The sequence below is a fragment of the Micromonospora sp. SCSIO 07396 genome, from assembly GCF_053667945.1.
This window is the reverse complement of record NZ_CM132210.1, coordinates 442,627-466,493: the sequence shown is the minus strand read 5'-3', so window position 1 is coordinate 466,493 and position 23,867 is coordinate 442,627. Positions and strand designations below refer to the sequence as shown.

General features: G+C 72.2%; 23 protein-coding genes. 3 read left to right on the top strand and 20 right to left on the bottom strand.

Annotated features, from left to right (window positions below; genetic code table 11):
* Nucleotides 1–13: 13 nt before the first annotated feature.
* The 12 genes from ACWCHM_RS02150 to ACWCHM_RS02095 form a co-directional block, all read right to left on the bottom strand.
* Entirely contained in the window at nt 14–469 is a 456-nt protein-coding gene (locus ACWCHM_RS02150) for a DUF2550 domain-containing protein (RefSeq protein WP_088642779.1), read from the bottom strand.
* A gap of 12 nt (nt 470–481) precedes the next feature.
* Complete coding sequence (locus ACWCHM_RS02145) at nt 482–760, bottom strand: F0F1 ATP synthase subunit epsilon (RefSeq protein WP_067312863.1); 279 nt, start codon at nt 758–760, stop codon at nt 482–484.
* Nucleotides 761–896: 136 nt separating this feature from the next.
* Nucleotides 897–2,129 carry an LCP family protein gene (locus tag ACWCHM_RS02140; RefSeq protein WP_454221365.1) on the bottom strand — a complete coding sequence of 411 codons (1,233 nt, stop codon included), beginning with the start codon at nt 2,127–2,129 and terminating at the stop codon, nt 897–899.
* A gap of 213 nt (nt 2,130–2,342) precedes the next feature.
* The gene (gene atpD, locus ACWCHM_RS02135) at nt 2,343–3,800 is read right to left on the bottom strand and encodes a F0F1 ATP synthase subunit beta (protein ID WP_204958005.1); all 1,458 of its coding nucleotides are present in this window, start codon (nt 3,798–3,800) and stop codon (nt 2,343–2,345) included.
* Nucleotides 3,800–4,729, bottom strand: a complete 930-nt coding sequence (locus ACWCHM_RS02130; RefSeq protein ID WP_088642782.1) for a F0F1 ATP synthase subunit gamma — start codon at nt 4,727–4,729, stop codon at nt 3,800–3,802. Before ACWCHM_RS02130 ends, atpD begins: the two co-directional genes overlap by 1 nt.
* A 9-nt stretch (nt 4,730–4,738) precedes the next feature.
* Nucleotides 4,739–6,382, bottom strand: coding sequence for a F0F1 ATP synthase subunit alpha (atpA, locus tag ACWCHM_RS02125; protein ID WP_204958003.1), 1,644 nt, complete (start codon nt 6,380–6,382; stop codon nt 4,739–4,741).
* 88 nt (nt 6,383–6,470) lie between these two features.
* The gene (locus tag ACWCHM_RS02120; RefSeq protein WP_204958002.1) at nt 6,471–7,292 is read right to left on the bottom strand and encodes a F0F1 ATP synthase subunit delta; all 822 of its coding nucleotides are present in this window, start codon (nt 7,290–7,292) and stop codon (nt 6,471–6,473) included.
* Nucleotides 7,292–7,831: a F0F1 ATP synthase subunit B gene (locus ACWCHM_RS02115; protein WP_088642785.1), complete on the bottom strand. Its 540-nt coding sequence runs from the start codon at nt 7,829–7,831 to the stop codon at nt 7,292–7,294. The genes ACWCHM_RS02120 and ACWCHM_RS02115 overlap by 1 nt, the downstream gene beginning before the upstream one ends.
* Nucleotides 7,832–7,860: 29 nt before the next feature.
* Nucleotides 7,861–8,094, bottom strand: coding sequence for an ATP synthase subunit c family protein (locus ACWCHM_RS02110; RefSeq protein ID WP_067312849.1), 234 nt, complete (start codon nt 8,092–8,094; stop codon nt 7,861–7,863).
* Nucleotides 8,095–8,226: 132 nt separating this feature from the next.
* Nucleotides 8,227–9,024, bottom strand: coding sequence for a F0F1 ATP synthase subunit A (gene atpB / locus ACWCHM_RS02105; protein WP_204958001.1), 798 nt, complete (start codon nt 9,022–9,024; stop codon nt 8,227–8,229).
* Between the two features lie 11 nt (nt 9,025–9,035).
* Nucleotides 9,036–9,272, bottom strand: coding sequence for an AtpZ/AtpI family protein (locus ACWCHM_RS02100; RefSeq protein WP_204926928.1), 237 nt, complete (start codon nt 9,270–9,272; stop codon nt 9,036–9,038).
* A 182-nt stretch (nt 9,273–9,454) separates the two neighbouring features.
* Nucleotides 9,455–9,877, bottom strand: a complete 423-nt coding sequence (locus ACWCHM_RS02095; protein WP_454221364.1) for a hypothetical protein — start codon at nt 9,875–9,877, stop codon at nt 9,455–9,457.
* Nucleotides 9,878–10,000: 123 nt separating this feature from the next.
* Between ACWCHM_RS02095 and ACWCHM_RS02090 the strand changes: the two genes are divergently transcribed.
* Nucleotides 10,001–11,458 (top strand): SDR family oxidoreductase, encoded by a 1,458-nt coding sequence (locus ACWCHM_RS02090; RefSeq protein WP_204957999.1) that lies wholly within the window; start codon nt 10,001–10,003, stop codon nt 11,456–11,458.
* A gap of 211 nt (nt 11,459–11,669) precedes the next feature.
* Here the strand turns inward: ACWCHM_RS02090 and ACWCHM_RS02085 are convergent, their stop codons facing one another.
* The 4 genes from ACWCHM_RS02085 to prmC all read right to left on the bottom strand — a co-directional run bounded on the left by ACWCHM_RS02085 (nt 11,670) and on the right by prmC (nt 16,183).
* Entirely contained in the window at nt 11,670–13,787 is a 2,118-nt protein-coding gene (locus ACWCHM_RS02085; RefSeq protein WP_454221363.1) for a transglycosylase domain-containing protein, read from the bottom strand.
* Nucleotides 13,788–13,976: 189 nt separating this feature from the next.
* Nucleotides 13,977–14,588: an arsenate reductase/protein-tyrosine-phosphatase family protein gene (locus tag ACWCHM_RS02080; RefSeq protein ID WP_204957997.1), complete on the bottom strand. Its 612-nt coding sequence runs from the start codon at nt 14,586–14,588 to the stop codon at nt 13,977–13,979.
* Nucleotides 14,589–15,236, bottom strand: a complete 648-nt coding sequence (locus ACWCHM_RS02075) for an L-threonylcarbamoyladenylate synthase (RefSeq protein ID WP_454222996.1) — start codon at nt 15,234–15,236, stop codon at nt 14,589–14,591.
* Nucleotides 15,236–16,183 (bottom strand): peptide chain release factor N(5)-glutamine methyltransferase, encoded by a 948-nt coding sequence (gene prmC, locus ACWCHM_RS02070; RefSeq protein WP_281894679.1) that lies wholly within the window; start codon nt 16,181–16,183, stop codon nt 15,236–15,238. The genes ACWCHM_RS02075 and prmC overlap by 1 nt, the downstream gene beginning before the upstream one ends.
* 75 nt (nt 16,184–16,258) lie before the next feature.
* On the opposite strand from prmC, the gene ACWCHM_RS02065 reads away from it, so the two are divergent.
* Entirely contained in the window at nt 16,259–17,809 is a 1,551-nt protein-coding gene (locus tag ACWCHM_RS02065) for a GGDEF domain-containing protein (RefSeq protein WP_204957995.1), read from the top strand.
* Nucleotides 17,810–17,895: 86 nt separating this feature from the next.
* Here ACWCHM_RS02065 and prfA read toward each other — a convergent pair whose 3' ends face one another.
* The 4 genes from prfA to thrB form a co-directional block, all read right to left on the bottom strand.
* Complete coding sequence (prfA, locus tag ACWCHM_RS02060; protein WP_204957994.1) at nt 17,896–18,984, bottom strand: peptide chain release factor 1; 1,089 nt, start codon at nt 18,982–18,984, stop codon at nt 17,896–17,898.
* Between the two features lie 120 nt (nt 18,985–19,104).
* Nucleotides 19,105–19,329, bottom strand: coding sequence for a 50S ribosomal protein L31 (gene rpmE, locus ACWCHM_RS02055; RefSeq protein ID WP_088642795.1), 225 nt, complete (start codon nt 19,327–19,329; stop codon nt 19,105–19,107).
* Nucleotides 19,330–19,835: 506 nt separating this feature from the next.
* Nucleotides 19,836–21,947, bottom strand: coding sequence for a transcription termination factor Rho (rho, locus tag ACWCHM_RS02050; protein WP_454221362.1), 2,112 nt, complete (start codon nt 21,945–21,947; stop codon nt 19,836–19,838).
* Nucleotides 21,948–22,241: 294 nt separating this feature from the next.
* The gene (gene thrB, locus ACWCHM_RS02045; protein WP_421490200.1) at nt 22,242–23,186 is read right to left on the bottom strand and encodes a homoserine kinase; all 945 of its coding nucleotides are present in this window, start codon (nt 23,184–23,186) and stop codon (nt 22,242–22,244) included.
* 108 nt (nt 23,187–23,294) lie between these two features.
* Here thrB and ACWCHM_RS02040 point away from each other — a divergent pair, with 108 nt between their 5' ends.
* A complete protein-coding gene (locus ACWCHM_RS02040) occupies nt 23,295–23,834 on the top strand; it encodes a hypothetical protein (RefSeq protein WP_454221361.1) in 540 nt (179 codons plus the stop codon).
* Nucleotides 23,835–23,867: the final 33 nt, after the last annotated feature.

Genomic DNA, 23,867 nt, shown 5'->3' with positions numbered 1-23,867 from the left:
GGGCCAGGCCGGGTCAGGCGGCGGGCCAGTCCTGGGAGGCCATACGCGGCGAGGCCGCCCCGGGCGGGGCGGCCTCTAGCCAGGAGGAGAAACCGGTCACCGTGGATCGGGCCATGGCGATCTCGACCGGCGCGTGTTGACTGGTACAGCGGAGGATCACCCAGTCGGATGGCATGGAGAGCCGTTCCTGGCCCTCGGGCAGCCGCCGTCGCTCCACCACCAGCTCCTTGCGGGAGAGCACCCGCTTGGGCCGCAGGGCGAAGCTGAACATCCGGTACCAGCGAAGCTGGTCGCCGACGAACCGCGCGAAGCCCGGTGACCAGCCCCGGCCGTCCAGGACGGTGGTGACCCGCACGCTCAGCCGGATGATGCCGCCGCTACGGGTGACCAGGGCCCGCCGGACGAAGAGGATCAGGAGCGCGGCGAGGATCACCGCGATGCCGATTCCGATCCCTTCGACGATCTCCATCGGCGGGTGGGCTCAGCGGGCCGGAGTGGCCGGGGTGGCGCTCTCGGCGAGCACTGTGACGCTCTCCGCGCCGACCGACAGGAACCCGCCGGTGATGTCGTAGGCGACCTGCTGGCCGCCGGCCTGCTTGATCCGGACCTGGCTGGGCTCGGCGAGCTGGCCGAGCAGCGGCGCGTGCCCCGGCAGCACACCCAGCTCGCCTTCGGTCGTGCGGGCGACGACCATCTCGGCCTCGCCGGACCAGACCTTCTCCTCGACGGCTACGAGGTCGACGTGAAGCTGCTGTGCCACGCTGTCTCCTTGCTGCGGCGACGGATTGCCGAAAGTCTAGTCGGATCGCCGTCGCCGACCCAACGCGGGTGCCGAGACCTGCACCACCCTCCGGCGTGTCGGCTGGCCGGAGGGGGGTGTCGACATCCCGCAGGGATCACTTGACCTTGTTGCGGAACTCCGGATGCTCCAGCAGGAAGGCGTCCAACTGCTCGTTCTTGAGGGCGGCGAAGAAGTCGTCGGCGGCGGGCAGCAGCCGCTCCCCCCGGTAGGCGTTGCCGGTGCCGATGCCCTCCCCGGGCAGCTTGATCAGCTCGACGTTCTCCGAGCGGAGGCCCTTGAGTGCGATGGCGAAGTCGACCACGCTGTTGCCCCGGCCGTTGAAGGTCAGCGACTGGCCGGCGGCCCGGATCACCCGGTCCAGCTTGATCGGGTTGGTCACCACGTCGGCGCTGAACGCCTGGCTGATCATCGCCTTGATGAACTGCTGCTGGTGCCGCTGCCGGCCGTAGTCGGCGTCCGGGACGCCGTTGCGGGGGTAGCGCTGCCGGACGTAGTCCAGCGCCTGCCAGCCTCTGAGGTGCTGGTTGCCCTTCTTGTAGACCGCCTGCGGCCCGATGTACCCCTCGCCGTACGGGTTGCCCTTGCGGTGCTTGCCGTTCGGCTCGCGGTGCTCGGACTTGACGTCCCGCTCGATGTACATGTCGACGCCGCCCATCGCGTCGACGATCTTCTGGAACCCGGTGAAGTTGATGATCGCCCCGGCGTCGAACCGGGTGATCCCGGTCGCCTTCTGCACGGTCTTGGCGAGCAGTTCGAAGCCCTGTGCCGCGCTGGGGTTCTTGCCCTCGACGATGCTGCCGTGTGACATCGCTCCGTTGATCTTGCCGGAGCCGCCCCGGTAGCCGGCCTTGTCGAACTTGGGGATGTCGACGTAGAGATCACGCGGAATCGAGAAAATGTACGCCCGATCCAACGACTCCGGCACGTGCAGCACCATGATCGAGTCGGCCAGCGGCGGGGTCTTGGCGTCCCGCGGATCGATGCCCACCAGCAGGATGTTCAGCGGACCCTTGACGTTGCTCTTGCGTTCCTGCGCCCCGGCTGCCTTGTCGCCGAAGAGGTCGGCCTTGCCCACCGAACCCTCGTAGCGCGACAGCAGCGTCTCGTAGCCCACCAGGACCGCGCCGCTGAGCATCAGCAGCACGACCCCGAAGACGGTGCATACGCGCGCCCAGCGGGGCACCCCGGACCAGATCGACCGTCTGCCGCTCCCGCCGGCCTTACCGGCCTTACCGTCCCCGCCGGCCTTGCCGGCCTTACCGTCCCCGCCGCTCTTGCCGGCCTTACCCACCAGCAGCTCCATTCGTCGCGCACAGGGACTCGTCACGAGGATTCGTCACGCCCATGAAGAGGAGACGGGCGGACCGGGCCCAAAAGTTGCACACATCGACACCCGAACCCGAGAGTCGTTCTCGAAACGGTACCGCGCCCGGCGAACGGACGCTCGCCCGGCAACCCGACACCGACCCCCACCAGCAGGAACGGCCGAAGGCCACCCCGGTCGGCCGGGGTGGCCTTCGGCGAACAACTGTCGGGAGACTCAGCCCTCCGACATCAGCTCCTTCGCCTTGCGCTCCAGGTCCTCCAGACCGCCGCACATGAAGAAGGCCTGCTCGGGGAAGTGGTCGTACTCGCCCTCGCTGATCTTCCGGAACGCGTCGATGGTCTCCTCGATCGGGACCGTCGAACCCGGCACGCCGGTGAACTGCTCGGCGGCGTAGGTGTTCTGGGAGAGGAAACGCTCGATCCGGCGGGCCCGGCCGACGGTGAGCTTGTCCTCTTCCGAGAGCTCCTCGATACCGAGGATGGCGATGATGTCCTGGAGGTCCTTGTAGCGCTGGAGGATGCGCTTGACCTCGGTGGCCACCGCGAAGTGCGCCTCGCCGACGAACTCCGGGGCGAGGATCCGGGACGAGGACGCCAGCGGGTCCACGGCCGGGTAGATGCCCTTGTCGGAGATCGACCGCTCCAGGTTGGTGGTCGCGTCCAGGTGGGCGAAGGTGGTCGCCGGCGCCGGGTCGGTGTAGTCGTCGGCGGGCACGTAGATCGCCTGGAGCGAGGTGATGGCCTGGCCCCGGACGGAGGTGATCCGCTCCTGGAGCTCTCCCATCTCGTCGGCCAGGGTCGGCTGGTAACCCACCGCGCTCGGCATCCGGCCGAGCAGGGTGGAGACCTCGGAACCGGCCTGGGTGAAGCGGAAGATGTTGTCGATGAAGAGCAGCACCTCCTGCTTCTTGACGTCCCGGAAGTACTCGGCCATGGTCAGCGCCGACAGCGCCACCCGCAGCCGGGTGCCCGGCGGCTCGTCCATCTGGCCGTAGACCAGCGCGGTCTTGTCGATGACGCCGGACTCGGTCATCTCGGCGATGAGGTCGTTGCCCTCACGGGTGCGCTCACCCACGCCGGCGAAGACCGACGTACCACCGAAGTTCCGGGCCACCCGGGTGATCATCTCCTGGATGAGCACCGTCTTGCCCACGCCCGCGCCGCCGAACAGGCCGATCTTGCCGCCCTTGACGTACGGGGCGAGCAGGTCGATGACCTTGATGCCGGTCTCCAGCATCTCGGTCTTCGGCTCCAGGTCCGCGAAGGCCGGGGCCTTGCGGTGGATGCCCCACCTGTCGTCCGCGTCGAGCGTCTCGCCCTCGGTGAGGTTGAGGCACTCGCCGATGGCGTTGAAGACGTGGCCCTTGACCGCGTCGCCCACCGGGACGGTGATCGGCGAGCCGGTGTCGACCACCTCGGCGCCGCGGACCAGACCGTCGGTCGGCTGCATCGAGATGGCGCGGATCAGGTTGTCACCCAGGTGCTGGGCGACCTCCAGGGTCAGCGTCTTCGCACCGCCGGAGAGGTTCACCTCGACGTTGAGCGCGTTGAACAGGGTCGGCATGGCGTCGCGCGGGAACTCGGCGTCGACGACCGGGCCGATGACCCGAACCACGCGACCGGTGGCCGTACTGGTCTCTGCCGGTCCCCCGGCAACTGCGGATACAGTCATCACACTTCACTTCCCGACGCGGCCAGCGCGTTCGCGCCGCCGACGATCTCACTGATCTCCTGGGTGATCCCGGCCTGGCGGGCCGAGTTCATCTCACGCGTGTACTTCTCGATCATCTCTTCGGCGTTGTCGGTGGCGCTCTTCATCGCCCGCCGCCGGGCCGCCGACTCGCTCGCCGCCGACTCCAGCAACGCCGCGTAGATCCGCGTGTTGATGTACTTCGGCAACAGCGCGTCGAGCAGCGACTCCGCCTCCGGCTCGAACTCGTACGCCGGCAGCAGCCCCTCGGAGCGCGGCCGGTCCTCGACCTGCATCGGCCCGATGATCTTGGTGACCGGGTTCTGCGTCATCAGGCTGTGGAACTCGGTGTAGACGATGTGCAACTCGTCGATGCCGAGCACGCCGTCCGGCCCGGCGTCGCCGTCGGTGTCGTCGGCACCGGCGGTGAACGCCGCGATCAGCGTCTCGCCGACCTCACGGGCGTCGGCGAAGGTGGGCTGCTCCGAGAAGCCGGTCCAGTTCGCCGCGATCTGCCGGTTGCGGAACCGGTAGAACGTCAGGCCCTTGCGTCCGATGACGTAGAGCACCGGCTCCTTGCCGTCGGCGGTGAGCCGGGCGATCAGCGACTCGGCGGTCCTGATCGCGTTGGAGCTGTACCCGCCGGCCAGGCCCCGGTCGGAGGTGACCAGCAGGACGCCCGCCCGCCGCACCCGCTCGCGCGGGGTGAGCAGCGGGTGGTCGATCCGGGCGTTCGAGGCCAGCGCGGTGAGCACGCCGGTGATCGCCTGGGCGTACGGCAGCGACGCCGTCACCCGGGCCTGGGCCTTGGCGATGCGGCTCGTCGCGACGAGCTCCATCGCCTTGGTGATCTTCTTCATCCCCTTCGCCGAACGGATTCGCTGGCGAAGAACGCGTACCTGGGCCGCCATGAGTCAGCCCTACTCCTTCTCGGCGTCGCCGCCGGCGTAGCGGGTGACCGTCTCCCGGTCCGACTCGCCCTCCAGCGGCTTGGCCGGCGCGTCGTTGACCCGGCGCTCGTCGGCCTTGCCGAGGAAGACCTGCTTGAACTCGCCGATGGCCGAGTCGAGCGAGGCGGAGATGTCGTCGCCCCACGTGCCGTCCGCGATCGAGGCCAGCACACCCTCGTGCTTGTGCCGCAGGTACTGGAGGAACTCGGACTCGAAGCGACGGATCTCGCCGACCGGGACGTCGTCCAGCTTGCCCTCGACGCCGGCCCAGACCGAGACGACCTGCTCCTGCACCGGGTACGGCGAGTAGTTCGGCTGCTTGAGCAGCTCGACCAGCCGGGAACCCCGGTTCAGCTGGGCCTGCGAGGCCTTGTCCAGGTCGGAGGCGAAGGCGGCGAACGCCTCCAGCTCACGGAACTGGGCCAGGTTGAGCCGCAGCGAGCCGGAGACCTTCTTCATCGGCTTCATCTGCGCGGCGCCACCGACCCGGGAGACCGAGGTGCCGACGTTGATGGCCGGCCGGACGCCCTGGTTGAACAGGTCGGACTCCAGGAAGATCTGACCGTCGGTGATGGAGATGACGTTGGTCGGGATGAAGGCCGAGATGTCGTTGGCCTTCGTCTCGATGATCGGCAGGCCGGTCATCGAGCCGCCGCCCAGCTCGTCGGAGAGCTTCGCGCAGCGCTCCAGCAGGCGGGAGTGCAGGTAGAAGACGTCACCCGGGTACGCCTCACGGCCCGGCGGGCGGCGCAGCAGCAGCGACACGGCCCGGTACGCCTCGGCCTGCTTGCTCAGGTCGTCGAAGACGATCAGGACGTGCTTGCCGCCGTACATCCAGTGCTGCCCGATGGACGAGCCGGTGTAGGGGGCGAGGTACTTGAAGCCGGCCGGGTCGGACGCCGGGGAGGCCACGATGGTGGTGTACTCCAGCGCGCCCGCGTCCTCCAGGATGCCCTTGATCGAGGCGATCGTGGAGGCCTTCTGGCCGATGGCGACGTAGATGCAGCGGACCTGCTTCTTCGGGTCGCCGGAGCGCCAGTTGTCCCGCTGGTTGAGGATGGTGTCCAGCGCGACGGTGGTCTTGCCGGTCTTCCGGTCGCCGATGATCAGCTGCCGCTGGCCCCGACCGATCGGGGTCATCGCGTCGATCGCCTTGATGCCGGTCTGCAGCGGCTCGTCGACCGACTGCCGGGACATCACGTTGGGGGCCTGGAGCTCCAGCTCGCGGAAGCCCTCGTCGGCGATGTCGCCGAGGCCGTCGATCGGCTGGCCGAGCGCGTTGACCACGCGGCCGAGGAAGGCGTCGCCGACCGGTACGGAGAGCACCCGGCCGGTGCGCTTGACGCGCTGCCCCTCCTCCAGCTTGGCGGAGTCACCGAGAACGACGACACCGATCTCCCGCACGTCGAGGTTCAGCGCCACGCCGAGCGTGCCGTCCTCGAACTCCAGGAGTTCGTTGGTCATGGTCGAGGGCAGGCCCTCGACGTGGGCGATGCCGTCACCGGTGTCGGCGACGGTGCCGACCTCCTCGCGGGAGACGTCGGTCGAGTAGGAGGAGACGTAGCGCTCCAGGGCGCCGCGGATCTCCTCCGTCGAGATGGTCAGCTCGGCCATCCTCTGCTTCCTTAAGTATCAGGGGCCCGGGATACCTAGTACCGACCGGTCCGAATGGCGTCGATCAAAGGGGCGGCGAGGCCGCTGGTCAGCGCTGCACGAGCGCGTTGCGGGTCTCGTTGAGGCGGCGCAGGACGGTGCCGTCGTACAGGTCGGAACCGACCCGCACGCTCACCCCACCGAGCACCTCCGGGTCGACCGTCTGCTTGACGGAAACCTCTCGACCGTACATCGCGGAGAGGCGGGCACCGAGCCGTCGCTCGTCGGACTCACTCAACGGAGCCGCCACGGTCACGTACGCGACCTGACGGTCCCGCCGGTCGGCGGCCAGCTCGACCAGCCGGGTGAGCGCCCCGGTGAAGGAGCGTCCCCCGAACCCGCCGAGGGCCACCTCGACGAGGCGGACGGTGACCGGCCGGGCCTTGCCGGCGAGCAGTTCCCGGGCCAGTGCGGCCCGCTGCCCGGCCGGGGCGATCGGGTCGGCCAGCGCCGCGGAGAGCGCGGACTGGCCGGCGACCACCTGGCCGAAGCGGAACAGCTCGTCCTCGACCTCACCGAGGTCGCCCGCGGCGTCGGCACTGGCCAGCAGCGCCTCCACCCCGAGCCGCTCGGTGCCGTCGAGCAGCTCCGACGGCGTCGACCAGCGACCGGCGACCAGCCCGGACAGCAGGTCGAGCGCGTCCGCGCCGATCTTGCCGGTCAGGATGCCGGTGAGCAGCGCCGCACGGTCCTCGCCGCTGCGGGCCGGGTCGGACAGCGCCCGGCGCAGCCGCGGCTCGCCCCGCAACAGGGCGGCGACGGAGAGGACGTCGTCGGCGGTGGTCGCCACCGCCGACGGCTCCGCCCCGCGGACGTACGCGTCGAGGCGCTCGGCCGCGACCGCGTACGACTCCCGGCTGGCGGCCTGCATCAGCGGGCCCCCGTGCTCTCGAGGTTGCTCAGGAACCGGTCGACGGTGCCCTTGCGACGTGCCTCGTCGGCCAGCGACTCACCGACGATCTTGCTGGCCAGGTCCACCGCGATGGTGCCGACCTCGGCCCGCAGCTCACGCACGATGGTGGCCCGCTCGGCGGCGAGCTGCTCCTTGCCGGCCGCGATGATCCGGTCGGACTCCTCCCGCGCCTTGCCGAGGATGTCCTGCCGGATGCCCTCCGCGTCGGCCCGGGCGTCGTCCCGGATCTTGGCGGCGTCGGTACGCGCCTCGGCGAGCTGCGCGCGGTACTGCTCGAGGAGCTGGTTGGCCTCGGCCTGGGCGGCCTCGGCGCGCTTGATCCCGCCCTCGATCGCGTCGACCCGGGCCTGGAACGTCTGCTCCATGCGGGGGAAGACGAACTTCATCAGCACGAAGCAGAGCACGGCGAAGGCGACGCTGCCGACCACGATCTCCTGCCAGAGCGGAATGATCGGGTTGTGCGTCGACTCACCACCCTCAGCGGCGAGGAAGTACATGGATGACCTCCCGGTCTGCAGGGGCCGGGTCAGCCGGCCCAGATGAAGCCGAAGGCGATGCCCAGCAGCGCGAGCGCCTCGATGACGGCGAAGCCGATCCAGACGTACGGCAGGGTCATCCGGGACGACTCCGGCTGGCGGGCCGTCGACTGGATGTAGGCGGCGAAGACCAGGCCGACGCCGATGCCCGGGCCGATGGCGGCGAGGCCGTAGCCGATGGCGGCGGTGCTGCCGGTGACCTCGGCGAGAACGCTAGCGTCCATGGGTGTGGTTCCTCCTGGGTATCTCGCGTGACTCTCACGCGGGACGACAACGGGTTGATGCGGTGGACCGGTGCTCGCGAGCGAGCCCCGCCCGTGGACCAGTGCTCGCTTTCGAGCCCCCGCCCGGTTGGATCAGTGCTCGTCGGCGAGCGCGCCCTGCACGTAGCTTGCGGTGAGGACGGTGAAGACGTAGGCCTGCAGGCAGATGACCAGGAATTCGAGGAAGGTGAGCGCGATGGTCATCACCCAGGACAGCACCGAGACCGGCGCGAGCCAGGCGTTGGCGCTGAGCATCGCGAAGCCGCCGAGGGTGAAGACCAGCAGCAGCATGTGCCCGGCGAACATGTTGGCGAAGAGACGTACGGCCAGCGAGAACGGCCGCACGAGGAAGGTCGAGAAGAACTCGATCGGGATCAGCAGCGGCAGGATGTACCAGGGTGCCGGCGGGATCAGGGAGTTCTTGAAGTACTTCACGAAGCCGTGGTGCCGGATGCCGACGTAGTTGAACATCAGGTAGCTGATCACGGCGAGGATCGCCGGGAAGGCGATGTGCGAGTTCGGCGAGATCTGGAACAGCGGCACGATCGCGAAGAAGTTGGTCAGCAACACGAAGCAGAACAGCGTGGTGAAGTACGGCGCGAACCGCACCCCCCGGTGCCCGATCATGTCGACCGCGATGTTGTTCCGCACGAAGCCGTAGATCGACTCGGCGAGCCACTGCTTCTTGGTCGGGACCAGCTGCGGCTTCCGGTAGGTCGCCAGGAAGAAGATGATCAGGATGCCGACGGCGACCCAGACCATCGCCGTGATCTTGGTGAACCAGTACGAGTCGTGCGCACCCCAGGGCAGGATGCTGGGCAGGTAGAAGTCCTCCACGCTGGGTGGGAATGCCGCCTGGCCCGCTGCCAGGACGTTCGCCTGTCCGAACACCGCGTCCCTTCCTATGTAGGCGTGCCGAGCCGGCGGACGACCAGGATGATCCCCCCGGCCATGCCGAGCACGACACCGATCCCGGTGGCGATGCCGCCGGAGTCGAGCCACTGGTCGACCAGCCAGCCGATGAAACCCCAGACGAGCATGCCCCCGATGAGGTACGAGAGCGCGGTCCAACCCTGACCGGCGCCGGTCGGAACGTCGCCCGGACCGCCGGTGGGTTGGGGGGTTTGGTCATCAGCCATGACGGGGCGAACGATATCAGCCGGAGAGACGAGGCTGTGCCTCACCCCCCGCACAACCGTCGTTGTGTGGGCGTCTGGCGGGCTCCATCGTCTGGGGGCACGCTACTCCCCTTCCGCCAGTGAGAGAACGACCGCACGCGGACAGTCGCCCGCCCGCCCACCATGTGGGACGGTCCGCACACCTATCGACGGGAATACACCCTGGTCAGCCACCAGATGTGCACTCCGGTCCAGACCACCACGCCGGCGGCGATGCCGACACAGAGTGGAACCAGCCCACCCCAGCCGGTCGACGCCACCGCCACCATCACCACCCCCAGCAGGGTGAACTTGGCGATGTAGAGGCCCAGCCCGAGGGGCAGCACCAGCTGCGGGTTGACCGCGTCGGCCCGGGCCAGCACCACCGTGGTCAGGCTGTAGCTGACCACCGTCACCGCCACCCCGGCCGCCGCGCCGAGGGCCGCCACACCACCGCCGGTCACCGCACCGACCAGCGCGGCGACCACCCCCAGCACCGCCGAGGCGGCCAGCAGCACCGGCAGGTGGCGCAGCCGCCACCCCTGGTCGTCGGCCACCGCCGGCCCACGCGCCCCGGGCTCAGCCACGCGGGTCCGCCGGGCCGTCGCCGAGCGGCACGGCCCCGACGGGCCGCCCCGGGTCCGGCCCCCACCAGGTGCGCTTCACGTTCTCCACAGCGAAAGAGTGTACGGAGCCGCACACTGGTGTCCGTGAGATGCCTCGTCACCGGCGCGACCGGATACATCGGCGGACGGCTCGCGCCCCGCCTGCTGGCCGAGGGCCACCAGGTGCGCTGCCTGGCCCGCAAGGCGGGTCGGCTGCGCGACGTGCCCTGGGCCGCGCAGGCCGAGATCGTCGAGGGGGACCTGCGCCGGCCGGAGACGCTCCCGGCCGCCTTCGCCGACGTCGACGTCGCGTACTACCTGGTGCACTCCCTCGGGCAGGCCGGCTTCGAGGCGGCCGACCGGGAGGCCGCCACGAACTTCGCCCGGGCCGCCGCCGCAGCCGGCGTACGCCGGATCGTCTACCTCGGTGGGCCGGAGCCGGCGGCCGGCGGCACGGCCTCGCCGCACCTGCGGTCCCGGGCCGAGGTGGCCCGGATCCTGCTCGCCGGCGAGGTGCCCACGGTAGTGCTGCGGGCCGCCGTGATCATCGGTTCCGGGTCGGCCTCGTTCGAGATGCTGCGCTACCTCACCGAGCGGCTGCCGGCCATGATCACCCCCCGCTGGGTCCGCAACCGGATTCAGCCGATCGCCGTCCGGGACGTGCTGCGCTACCTGGTCGGCTGCGCCGACCTGCCGCCGGAGGTGGACCGGGCCTTCGACATCGCCGGCCCGGACGTGCTCACCTTCCGGGAGATGATGCAGCGCTACGCGCAGGTCGCCGGGCTGCGCCGCCGGATCATCGTGCCGGTCCGCCCGCTGACCCCGGCGCTGTCCTCGCACTGGGTGGGGCTGATCACCCCGGTGCCGAACGCCATCGCCCGCCCGCTGGTGGAGAGCCTGATCCACGAGGCGGTCGCGCACGAGCACGACATCGCCAGGTGGCTACCCGACCCGCCGGGCGGGCTGACCGGCTTCGACGACGCCGTGGCGCTGGCCCTGAGCAAGGTGCGCGACGCCCAGGTGGAGACCCGCTGGTCGAACGCGAGCGGCCCGGACGCCCCGGCCGAGCCGCTGCCGTCGGACCCGGACTGGTCCGGTGGGACCGCGTACACCGACGTCCGGGAGCAGGAGGTGGCCGCCCCGCCGGCCGCGCTCTGGCGGGTCATCGAGGGCGTCGGCGGCGAGCACGGCTGGTACTCGTTCCCGCTCGCCTGGTCGGTGCGCGGCTGGCTGGACCGGCTGGTCGGCGGGGTGGGGCTGCGCCGGGGCCGGCGCGATCCGCACCACCTCCAGGTCGGCGAGGCGCTGGACTTCTGGCGGGTGGAGGAGATCGTCCCCGGCGAGCTGCTGCGGCTGCGCGCCGAGATGCGGCTCCCCGGCCGGGCCTGGCTGGAGCTGCGCGCCGAGCCGGCCGGCGACGGCCACAGCCGGTACGTGCAACGCGCCGTCTTCCTCCCCCGGGGCCTGCCCGGCCACCTCTACTGGCTCTCGGTGGCCCCCTTCCACACGATCATCTTCGGCGGCATGGCCCGCAACATCGCCCGACACACCCCCACCCCCTAACCCCCACCCCGCCCTCGCCCCACCCCCACCCCCGCCCAGGCTCCTGTCGATCATGGAGTTGTGGTGGACGGATCAGACCGCTTTGACCCGTTCTGCAACCACCACAACTCCATGATCGACGGGGCGGGAGGGGTGAGGGGCAGGGAGGGGTGGGGGGCAGGGAGGGGTGGGGGGCGGGAGGGGCAGGGGGCAGGAGGGTGGGGGTGGGGGGTTAGTTGCCGGTGCGGGGGGTGGGGGTTAGGCGGTAGGTGATGGACTCGTTGGGCGGGACGAAGTCCCGGACGGGGGTGTCGGCCAGGGCGGCGGCGAGGATGCGGCCCACCGCGTCGACCATCCGGGACTGGACGGCGGCCCCGACGGCGTCGCGCGGATCGTCGGGGTTGGCGGCGATCTGGGCCACCGCGAGCTGCGGGGTGAACGCCACCACCGACTCGGTCTCGTTCCGTTCCGAGCTGCCGGTCTTGCCGGCCACCGGACGACCCAGCCCCGGGCGGAGCTGCTCGGCCGTGCCGCCGTCGCACCGGCGGTACATCGATTGGTCACCGACCGGGCAGCGGGCTGCGTCGGCGGCGGCCCGGGCCACCTCGGTGTCGATCACCTGCCGGCAGTCGGGCTGACCGGCGGCCACCTCCTTGCCGGCGCTGTCGGTGATCGACACGACAGGCGACGGCGCGCACCAGGTCCCCTCGGCGGCCACCGTGGCGTACGCGTTGGCCAGGTCGAGCGGGGTGGTGGAGGAGACGCCGAGGGTGAACGCCCCCCAGTCGCGCGCCCCGGAGCGGGCCAGCTCGGCGTCGTCGGGGGCGCGGAACCTGATGCCCAGCCGCTCGGCCATCTCGACCACCCGGTCCGCGCCGATCCGCTCGGTGAGCCAGGCGAAGTAGGTGTTCACCGAGCGGCCGAACGCGGTCCACATGGTGCGGTAGCCGTCCATCCACTCGGGGGTGGCATTGACCGGGCACCACCGGCCGCCGCAACTCGACCGGGGGTCGTCGGTCGGGAACCGGGTCACGATCCGGCTCGGCGCGACGAAGGCGGTCTCCAGCGGCAGCCCGGACTCCAGGGCGGCCAGCAGGGCGAACAGCTTGAACGTCGAGCCGGCCTGGTAGCCCTCGATACCGTTGCCACCGGCGACGAGCTGGTTGACCGTGTTCGGGTAGTTCCGCTGCCCGGCCGGGTTGGGGTCGACGCTGTAGTTCCGGTTCACCGCCAGGGCCAGCACCCGCCCGGTGCCGGGTTGGACCACCGCCACCGGCGCCGCCCGCCTGTCGTCCACGTCGTAGATGCCTGTCGCCTGGCGTACGGCGGCCCGCTGCACCGCCGGGTCGAGCGAGGAGACGATCCGGAAGCCGCCCCGGCGCAGGGTGTCCTGCCGTTCGGCGGCGGTCGCGCCGAAGGCGGGCTGGTCGCTCCACCACTGGGTGAACCAGTCGCAGAAGAAGCCCCAGTCGTTGCGCTGCTCGGGCACGGCGGTGCAGTCGTTCGGCGTCCGGCTGGGCCGTAGCGTCAGCGGCTCCTCGCGGGCCTGCGCCGCGTCGACCGGCCCGGTCTGGCCCAGCGCCACCATCCGGTCCAGCACGTACGACCGGCGGGTCAGCGCCGCGTCGGCGTCGCCGTTGATCGGGTCGTCGGTGTCCGGGGAGCGGACCAGCCCGGCCAGCAGCGACGCCTGGGCCAGGGTCAGCCGGGCCGGGGTGGTGGAGAAGTAGCGCTTGGCCGCGGCGGCGATCCCGTACGCCCCGGCGCCGAAGTAGGCGATGTTCAGGTAGCGGGTGAGGATCTCGTCCTTGGTCAGCTCGCGTTCCAGGGCCAGGGCGTACCGCATCTCCTGGAGCTTGCGGGCGGTGCTGATCTCGGTGGCCTTCTGGCGCTGTTCCTTGGTCAGCCGGGGGTCGTTGCTGAGCACGTTGCGGACGTACTGCATGGTCAGCGTGGAGGCGCCCTGCCGGGCCTGGCCGTCGCGCTGGTTGACGGTGAACGCCCGGACCACGCCCCGCACGTCGACACCCCGGTGCTGGTAGAACCGGGCGTCCTCGGCGGCCACGATGGCCTGGCGCATCACCGGGGCGACCTTGGCCAGCGGCACGTCCACCCGGTCCTCGGTGTAGAAGGAGGTGATCAGGGTGACGCCGTCGGCGGCGTACAGGGTGGACCGTTGGGCGGTGGGTGGGGTGCGCAGGGTGTTGGGCAGTTCGGCGTAGGACGAGGCGATGCCGCCGAAACCGAGGCCGAACACCAGGGCGAGCGGGAGCGCCGCCCCGGCCAGCACCAGGCCGGCGAGGACGCCGGCGAGCAGCACGGTGAACGCCTTGTGGAGGGCCCGGATCATCAGTACTCCCCGCAGGAGCCGTCAGGACCCGTTCAGCATGACCCGCAAAACCACCCGAACTCTCATCTTTCCCCGAAACCGGAGCAAGTTCGCGGGACGGACACGGCGCGCGGAACGGGACACGCCGCGCCGGTCACCCGGACGGGGTCGCCGGCCAGCCTGGCGGGGTCGCCGGCCGGCCGGCGGCGGTCACGGCAGCAGGGCCGAGGTGAGCGGGTGCACCGTCTCTTCGATCTCGTCGGCCACCCGGCTGAAGCACTGGTCGCCCCGGCCCCACGGATCGTCCAGGTCGTCGGAGTGCAGCGCCGCCGCCCCCTGCCGGGCCGCGTCGACCGCCGCCACCAGGGCCACCCCCCGGGCGTGCACGGCGTCCGGGGTGGTGCCGGTGGGCGGCAGGGCGGCGGTGTCCAGCGCGCCGAGCAGCCGGCCGAACTCGCCCAGCACGAACGTGCGCGACGCCGCGTCCGGGCGCAGCGCCACCACGTACTCCTGCTGGTCGGCGGTGGCGGTGAGGACCAGGTCGGCGGCGTCGATCAGGTCGGAGCGCAGCTTGCGGGCGGCGAACCCCTCGACGTCACCGCCGCGACCCAGCACCTGCCGGGCGGCCGGCGGGTTCATCTCCTCCCCCGCGTGCCATCCGCCGGTGCCGGCGCTGTGGCTGTGCAGCAGCGCGTCCGCCCCGGCCGGGTCGACGCCGAGCCGCTCCAGCCGCTCACGGACGGCGAGCACCAGCAGCCGTTCGGCCATCGGGGACCGGCAGATGTTGCCCATGCAGACGTGCAGGACGGTGAACGGCGGCACTCAGGCTCCCCGCCCGTCGAGGAGGTCCGGCGCGACGTCGCGGAGCTGGTCGAGGGTGATCGCGCCGGCCCGCAGCAGCCGGGGCGTCTCCCCGGTCAGGTCGACGATGGTGCTCGGCACCGGGTCGGGGCACGCCCCGGCCTCCAGGTAGACCCGCACCGAGTAGCTGAGCTGGTCGCGGGCCGCCTCGGCGGTCAACGACGGCGGCTGGCCCACCTTGTTGGCCGCGGCCACCGCCATCGGGCCGGTCTCCCGCAGCACCTCCAGCGCCACCGGGTGCAGCGGCATCCGGACCGCCACCGTTCCGTCGGCGTCGCCGCCCAGGTCCCAGGCGAGGCTCGGCGAGTGCTCCACCACGATGGTCAGCGCACCCGGCCAGAACGCCTCGACCAGGTCACGGGCCGCGCGGGGCAGCGAGAAGACCAGGCCGTCGAGGGTGTGCCGGGAGCCGATCAGCACCGGCGGCGCCGCCTGGCTGCCGCCCCGGGCGTCGGAGAGGGCCTTGACCGCGTACGGGGTGAACGCGTCCGCGCCGATCCCGTAGACCGTGTCGGTGGGGAGAACGACCAGCTCGCCGTTCTTGACCGCCTCGATCGCCGCGGCGATGCCGCGGTCCCGGTCGGCAGGTGACCGACAGTCGTAGAGCATCACGAGGAGCCAGTCTGCCACGCCGACGCCCCGACGGCGTGCGGGCCGTCCGACCGGCGGGACGCGGTGGCGAACCGGGGCCGCCCGGCCAGGTCACGGTGCGCCCGCACCGCCGTGTACCGGCCGTCGGCGGTCAGCAGCGCCGGCACCGCACCGCCGTGCGTGTCGTCGTGCTCGACGCCCAGCTCGCCGTCGGGTCGCAGCAGCTCGGCCGCCCGGCGCAACACCGGCCGCAGCACCACCAGTCCGTCCGCCCCGCCGAACACCGCCTCGTCGGGGTCGTGCCCGGCCACCTCCGGCGGGACCGGCACCGACCGTGGCACGTACGGCGGGTTGCACAGCAGCACGTCCACCGCGCCGACCAGATCGGCCAGCAGCTCCGGGTCGGTGACGTCGGCGGCCACCACCTCGACCGGCCGGTCCCCGGCGGCGGCCCGCTCGGCGGCGTTGCGGCGCAGCCAGGCCAACGCGGCCGGGGACCGTTCCACCGCCACCACCCGGGCCGCCGGCACCTCCTGGGCCACCGCCAGCGCGATCGCCCCGGAACCGCTGCACAGGTCGACCACCACCGGGGCGTCCCGGGTCGACGCCCGGTCGATGCCCCAGCCGGCCAGCAGCTCCGTCTCCGGGCGGGGCACGAAGACCCCCGGCCCGACCGCCAGCTCCAGGTGCCGGAAGCCGGCCCGGCCGGTCAGGTGCTGCAACGGCTCGCGGTCGGCCCGCCGGGCCACCAGCGTGTCGTAGCGGGCCCGCTGGGCGGCCGTGAAGCCGTCGGCCAGGGCCAACCGGCCCCGGGGCACCTCCAGCACGTACGCGGCGAGCTGCTCCGCCTCGGACCGGGCCGACGCCACCCCGGCGTCGGCGAGGGTACGGGCGGCGCGGGCCACCACGGCCGAGGTGCGCTCGCGTTCTGTCCCTTCGGACGGGTGGCGTGGGAGTGAGGTCACGCCATAATCATGAGGCGTCGTCGGCCCCGCCACGAGTGGGTGCGGCCGGGCGCACACCGACGGGAGGTTCGCCAGGTGGGGTGGCTCGACCGGGTCGATGACCAGGTTGACGCCCTCACGCATGCCCGCGACCTCCAGGAGGTGAGCCGCTCGGCCGAGGCGGTCGGCGTCCTCGACCGGGTGCTGCGCACCACCGCCGACCCGTACACCCGGGCGGACGCGCTGGTGCAGCGGCTCTGCGCGTTGATCAACCTGGGCCGGACGGCCGAGTTCACCCGGGCCATCGAGGAGGCCTCCGGGGCGGTGCGCGACCTGCCCGAGCCCTACCTGCACGGGCACCTCAACGCGCTGGCCGCGCTCGCCGCGCACCACCAGGGTGCGCTGGACCGCTGCGTCACCCACCTGGTCCGGGCGGCGCGGGCGCTGGGCGCGGCGGAGGACCGGGACCGGGACACCGCCTGGGGCTGGCACGACCTGGCGATGGCCTACTCCTACCTCAGCTTCCACGGCTACGCGCTGGGCGCGATCGAGCGGGCCCGCCAGCACGGCGCCGCCGCCGGCATCCCCGAAGAGACCTTCGCCGCCCCCGGCATCCGGCTGCGCAACGCCGTCGCGCTCGACCACAACGGCGACAGCGACGGCTGCCTGCGGGTGCTCCGCGACATCGCGGCCGACCTGGCCCGGTTCGTCGACGACGGGCGGGCCGACCGGCTGCGGCCGAGCAGCCTCGCCGCGTACGGCTACGCGGCGGTCCGCCGGGCGGCGCTCGGTGACGCGACCCCGGTCGGCCCGGAGCCGGCCCGGCTGCTCGACCACGGCGGGGACAGCGCCCGCGCCCGGGACATGCGCCAGCTCGGCCACGTCTGCCTGGCGGTCGCCGACGGCCGCCCGATCGAGGCGATCACCCGGCTGGACTCGGCCCGGGTGTCGGCCGAGACGCTCGGCGCGGCGGAGTTGTCCCGGTTGCGCAGCATCGCCTTCTCCCGGGCCGGTGACCACGCCGCCGCGCACCGCGCCGACCGGATGGCGTTCCGGCTGGCCGCCCAGCGCAACGACCGGCTGCGCGACGTCTACATCGACGGCATCGCCGCCCGCATCGACCACGAGGAGATGCGCCGGGAGGCCGCCCGCTACGAGGGTGAGGCGCTCACCGACCCGTTGACCGGGCTGCCCAACCGGCGGCGACTGGAGCGCTACATCGGTTCGGTGGTGTCCCGGGGTGAGCGGGTGGTGATCGGCGTCTGCGACCTCGACGGCTTCAAGGCGGTCAACACCCACCACGGCCACCACTCCGGCGACCTGGTGCTGCAACGCATCGCCGGGGTGATCAACCGGGTGATGCGGCGCGGCGACTTCGTGGCCCGCTACGGCGGCGACGAGTTCGTGGTGGTGCTCTCCGGTGCCGGCATGACCGAGGCGGCCGAGGTGGCCCGCCGGATCGACGCGGCGGTGCGCACCGAGGACTGGGAGTCGCTGGTTCCCGGCACCCCGGTCGGGGTGAGCATCGGGTTCGCCGAGGTCGCCGGCACCGGCACCGGCACCGCGCTGCGCGACGCCCTCGGGCTCGCGTTCGAGATCGCCGACCGGGAGATGCTGCGCGCCAAGGCCCGCTCCCGCACCTCCTGACCCGTACCCCAGGGTTTTCCCCGCCGGCCGGCCACGACGCCGTCAGGCCCGCGGAGGCGGGCCGCGTCGGGCCGGCGCGGAGCGGGTCAGCGGCGGGTCAGCTCGGTGTCGCCGGCGAGCCGGGCGGCCCGGTCCGCCTCGGCGAGGGCGTCCAGGACGCCGTCCAGTTCCCCGGCCAACGCCAGGTCGAGGTTGTACGCCGTGTAGCCGATCCGGTGGTCGGTGATCCGGTTCTGCGGGAAGTTGTAGGTGCGGATCCGCTCCGAGCGGTCCACGGTGCGCACCTGGGCCTTGCGGGCGTCCGAGGCGGCGGCGTCGGCCTGCTCCTGGGCCACCGCCAGCAGCCGGGCCCGCAGGATGCGCATCGCCTGTTCCCGGTTCTGCAACTGGGACTTCTCGTTCTGGCAGGAGACCACCACGCCGGTGGGCAGGTGGGTGATGCGCACCGCCGAGTCGGTGGTGTTCACCGACTGGCCGCCCGGCCCCGACGAACGGAACACGTCGATCCGCAGCTCGTTCGGGTCGATGGTGACGTCGACGTCCTCGGCTTCGGGCAGCACCAGGACACCGGCCGCGCTGGTGTGGATGCGGCCCTGCGACTCGGTGACCGGGACCCGCTGCACCCGGTGCACCCCGCCTTCCCACTTCAACCGGGACCAGACGCCGTTGCCGCCGTCCGGGACCCCCTTGGTCTTGATCGCCAGCGAGACGTCCTTGACCCCGCCGAGGTCGGAGTCCTGTGCGTCGATCACCTCGGTCAGCCAGCCGTGCCGCTCGGCGTAGCGGGTGTACATCCGCAGCAGGTCCCCGGCGAACAGCGCGGACTCCTCGCCGCCCTCGCCGGCCTTGATCTCGATGATCACGTCCTTGGCATCGTGCGGGTCCCGGGGGATCAGCAGCTCGGCCAGCCGTTCCTCCAGCGCCGGCAGGGTCGCCGCGAGCGAGTCCGCCTCCTCGCCGAACGCCGGGTCCTCGGCGGCCAGTTCGCGGGCCGCGACCAGGTCGGCGCGGGCCTGTTCCAGCTCACCGGCGGCCTTGTGCAGCCCGACCAGTTCGGCGTAGCGGCGACCGACCCGGCGGGCGGTGTTCTGGTCGGCGTGGATGGCCGGGTCGGCCAGCCGCTTCTCCAGCTCGGCGTACTCGTCGAGGAGGGCGGCCAGGCGCTCGCTGCTCATGCGGGGGGTGCTCCTTCGACGGGTCCGGCGACGGTGGAACGGGACACGGAGGTCACAGGGGGGCGCAACGGACGACGCCCGCGTCCGGCACGGGGCCGGACACGGGCGTCGTCGGTGGAGCTACTTGGCCTTCTTCGCCTGGACCTTGGCGTACTTCTGCTGGAACTTGGCGACCCGGCCCGCGGTGTCGAGGACGCGCTGCTTGCCGGTGTAGAACGGGTGGCAGGCGCTGCAGGTCTCGACGCTGATCGAGCCGCCCTTGGCGGTGCTGCGGGTCGTGAAGGAGTTGCCGCAGGAGCACTTGACCTCGGTCGTCGTGTACTCCGGGTGGATGTTGGGCTTCATGTCGCCTCGGTCCTTTCGTCAGGTGGTCGCCGGGTCGCCGCTGATCCCCCGCCGCCTGGTGCGCGACGGACTCGGGCGTGAACCGGAACCGGTGGCCGATTGACCAGTGTGCCATGGGCGTGAGCCGACCCGACGGGCGGGCCGCACGATCGGTCCGGCAGTGGTAACGCCCGTCCCGCCACCCGCATTCCCGCCGCTGCGGCCCCGCATTCCTCGCCCGGTGGGGCGGACCGGACCGGGTGGGCTCCTCCCCCAGGTTCAGAAGCCCACCCGGCCGGGCCACCGGGCGACGGACGCCTCCCCAGGTTCCCCTCCGCCGCCCGTCGGTGGCCGGGCCCGGCCCGCTCGGCCGGGAACCCCCGCCCCCCAGTCAACCCGGCCGCGCACAGAATTTTCAAGAGCTGCCCGGCCCAGCGAAAGAAAAGTCCACCGACGCAATTCCCGGGTACGACGAAGGGCACGGCCGCTGCGGCCGTGCCCTTCGTGGCGGTCTCACCCGGAGCGGGTCACTCCCCCGGTGTCGACTTGGCGATCTGCATCAGGAACTCGATGTTGGTGCGGGACTGCTTGAGCCGGTCGAGCAGCAGGTCCAGCGCCGCCTGCGAGTCCAGCGAGTGCAGCACCTTGCGGAGCTTGTGGATGATGGCCAGCTCCTCCGGCGCGAGCAGGATCTCCTCCTTGCGCGTGCCCGAGGCGCTGACGTCCACGGCCGGGAAGGTCCGCTTGTCGGCGATCTTCCGGTCGAGCTTCAACTCGGCGTTGCCGGTGCCCTTGAACTCCTCGAAGATGACCGTGTCCGCCATCGACCCGGTCTCCACCAGCGCGGTGGCCAGGATGGTCAGCGAGCCACCGTTCTCGATGTTGCGGGCCGCACCCAGGAACCGCTTCGGCGGGTAGAGCGCCGTCGAGTCGATACCACCGGACATGATCCGGCCGGAGGCCGGCGCCGCCAGGTTGTACGACCGGCCGAGCCGGGTCACCGAGTCGAGCAGCACGACCACGTCGTGCCCCAGCTCGACCAGGCGCTTGGCCCGCTCGATCGCCAGCTCGGCGACGGTGGTGTGGTCCTGCGGCGGACGGTCGAACGTGGCCGCGATGACCTCGCCCTTCACCGAGCGCTGCATGTCGGTGACCTCTTCGGGCCGCTCGTCGACCAGCACCACCATCAGGTGGCACTCCGGGTTGTTGTGGGTGATCGCGTTCGCGATCGCCTGGAGCACCATGGTCTTGCCGGCCTTGGGCGGCGACACGATCAGCGCCCGCTGCCCCTTGCCCAACGGCATCACCAGGTCGATCACCCGGGTGGTCAGGATGTGCGGCTCGGTCTCCAGCCGCAACCGCTCCTGCGGGTACAGCGGGGTGAGCTTGTAGAACTCGGGACGACGGCGGGCCTCGTCCGGCTCCATGCCGTTGATGGTGTCCAGCCGGACCAGCGGGTTGTACTTGTCCCGCCGCTGGTCGCCGCTGCCGCTGTCCCGGGCCGCCCGGACCGCGCCGGTGATCGCGTCGCCCCGGCGCAGGCCGTACTTCTTGATCTGCGACATGGAGACGTAGACGTCGTTCGGGCCGGCCAGGTAGCCGGTGGTCCGCACGAAGGCGTAGTTGTCGAGCACGTCGATGATGCCCGCCACCGGGACCAGCACCTCGTCCTCGCCGACCTGCGGCTCGCGGCCGCCGCCGGTGTCGTTGCCGCCCTCGGCCCGGTCACCCCGGCCCCGACGACGGTCCCGGAACCGGCTGCGCCGGCCCCGCCGGCCGCCGTTCTCGTCGTCGTCGGAGTCGTCCCGGTTGTCGCGGTTGTCGCGGTTGTCGCGCTGACCACGGTCGTTGCGGTCGGCCCGCTCACCCCGGTCGCTGCGATCGTTGCGGTCGCCCCGGTCGCTGCGCTCGGCCCGGTCGTTACGCTCGGCCCGGTCGTTACCGGCCCGCTCGCCCCGGTCGTTACCGGCCCGGTCGGCACGCTCGCCCCGGTCGTTACCCGCGCGCTCGGTCCGGTCGTTGCGGCCGGCCCGGTCGTTGTCCGTCCGCTCGGCCCGGTCGTTACCGGCCCGCTCGGCCCGGTCACCGCCGGTCCGCTCGTTACCCGTGCGCTCGGCTCCGGTGCGCTCGCCACGGTCCCGGCCGGTACGGCCCTCGGCCCGCTCGGGACGCTCACCGGCCTCGACCGGCGGCTCCTCGGTACGGGTCTCGACGACCCGTGCCTCGGCAGCCGGCCGCGCCTCGGCGGTGCTGGCCCGGCTGCGCCGGGTCCGGGTCCGACCCTCGGGCTCGGTGGTGACGGCAGGGGTGGCCGACGCCGGCTCGGTGGCACGCTCCGGGGTCACCTCGGCGTGCACCTCCTCCCGGACGGGGGCAGCCGCAGCCGCCACCTCGGCCCGCGGTCGAGGGGTGCCGGTCGCGGCGCCGCCCTGCTGCCGCTCGGAGATCGCGCTGATCAGCTCGCCCTTGCGCATGCGAGCAGTCCCGGAGATGCCGAGCGACGCGGCCAGGCTCTGCAGCTCCGGCAGCAGCATCGCCGACAGACCGGTACCGCTGCGCCGACGGCGGGTGGGGGCGGCGGTGGTGGCATCGCCAGCGACGTTGGAAACATCCGACGTCACGTCGGTGGTGTCGCTCAATGGATTCCTTCCCTCGATAGGCCGGGACTGCCCGGGATCGACAAGCAAGGTGGCCGGGCGGCCTCGGTGCACCCGCCTCGCATGACGCGTCGCGGGAGTCTGTGGCACAGCAGCCGGGCGGTTTCCCAACTCACCAACGTCGGTGAGCAGGTCTCGCCGTCTGCGGCGACCTGCGGAAACTGCGGTGCGGCGTGGGCCTTGGCAGGGGTGACGGGCTGACCGCCGAGAGCTTCGGGGTGCGCCGACCCGCAGAGAGATCGCGTGCTTCGCGGCTGTGCTGAGTCTAGAGCGTAATCAACTCTTCCGACCTGCGGCAACAGGGTCCCGCTCGGCGTGTCCCAGTCTACCCCGTGCGAGCGTCGCTCCGCGCACCTCTACCGGCAACCGCCAGACTTCCCATTCTGTTCCCGGGTCGAACCCGTCGGGCGGCGCGGTGAACGCCAGCACCGTCGGGCCCGCCCCACTGACCACGGCGGCCACATCCGCCGCACGCAACTCGCTGACCAGGGCGGCGGTCTGTGGCATCCCGGCCGCGCGGTAGTCCTGGTGCAGCCGGTCGACGGTGGCCGGCAGCAGTAACTCGGGCGCGGCGGTCAACGCGTGCACCAGCAGGGCCGACCGGCCCGCGTTCAGCGCCGCGTCCCCGTGCGGCACCGTCGCCGGCAACGCCGCCCGCGCGGTGGCCGTCAACCCCCGCTCGGCCGGCACGAAGACGGTGGGCGAGATCCCGGCCGCGACCGGCAGCGACACCGCCCGCCCGCCGGTCGGCTCCGTCCAGGCGACGGTGAACCCGCCGAGCAGGCACGGCGCGACGTTGTCCGGATGGCCCTCGATCTCGGCTGCCAGCCGCAGCACCGCCTCGTCGTCGAGCCGCTGCGCGCCGTCGCTGACCAGACCCCGGGCCAGCAGCACCCCGGCCACGATCGCCGCCGAGGAGGAACCCAGACCCCGGGCCTGCGGAATCCGGTTCACGCACTCCAGGGCCAGCCCCGGCGGCTGCGCGCCGAGCAGGTCGAAGGCGGCCCGCATCGCGACGACCACCAGGTGCCGGTCGTCCGGCGGCAGGTCGCCGGCGCCCTCGCCGGTCACCGCCACCCGGACGCCGGCCGGGGTCACCTCGGCGGCCACGTCGTCGTGCAGGGCGAGGGCGAGCCCGAGGGCGTCGAACCCGGGGCCCAGGTTGGCGCTGGTCGCGGGCACCCGCACCCGCACCGGCCCGGAGGTGAAAATCGTCGGCACGGGATCATGCTAGGGCCCGGGACCGACGTCGCACCGCCTCGCCCGGAGGGTGGAACTGGATCAACTCGGTTAACCTGACGCCGATCCATCGACCGGTCGGGAGGCGACGTGGCAATGCTCGGTTACCGGCTCACCCAGGTGCTGGGGCACCTGCCCATCCTGCTGACCCTGCTCACCGTTCTGGTGCTCGGCGTCACCGCCGGCCGCCGGTTGCCCGGCCGGTCCCGGTCGTTCCTGCTCGCCGGGGCCGTCGTCCTGCTGCTGCTGGAGCTGTTCACCACCGCCTGGGTCGCGGCCCTGCCGGACCTGATCCGCTCCGGCGGGATACGGCAGTATCAGATGTGGAGCCTCGCCGTCAGCGCGGTCGGCTGGATCGGCTACCCGATCGGCCTGGGCCTCATCGTCGCCGCCGTCTTCGTCGGCCGCCGGGCCGCGGCCCCGTCCCCCGTGCCCGGTCAGCCGTGGGGCACCTGGACGCCCCCGGGCGGTGGCACCCCGACCGGATACCCGGGTGGCCCGCCGCCCGGGTACGCCGCCGGTCAGGCCACGGACCACCCGGGTCAGGCCACGGAGCACCCGGGTCGGGACGCCTGGGGCGGGAGCGACCAACCGCCGGACGCGCCACCCCCGGTCGACCGCGCCGACTGAGCCCCCCACCACGGGTCGGCTACGCCGGCTGAG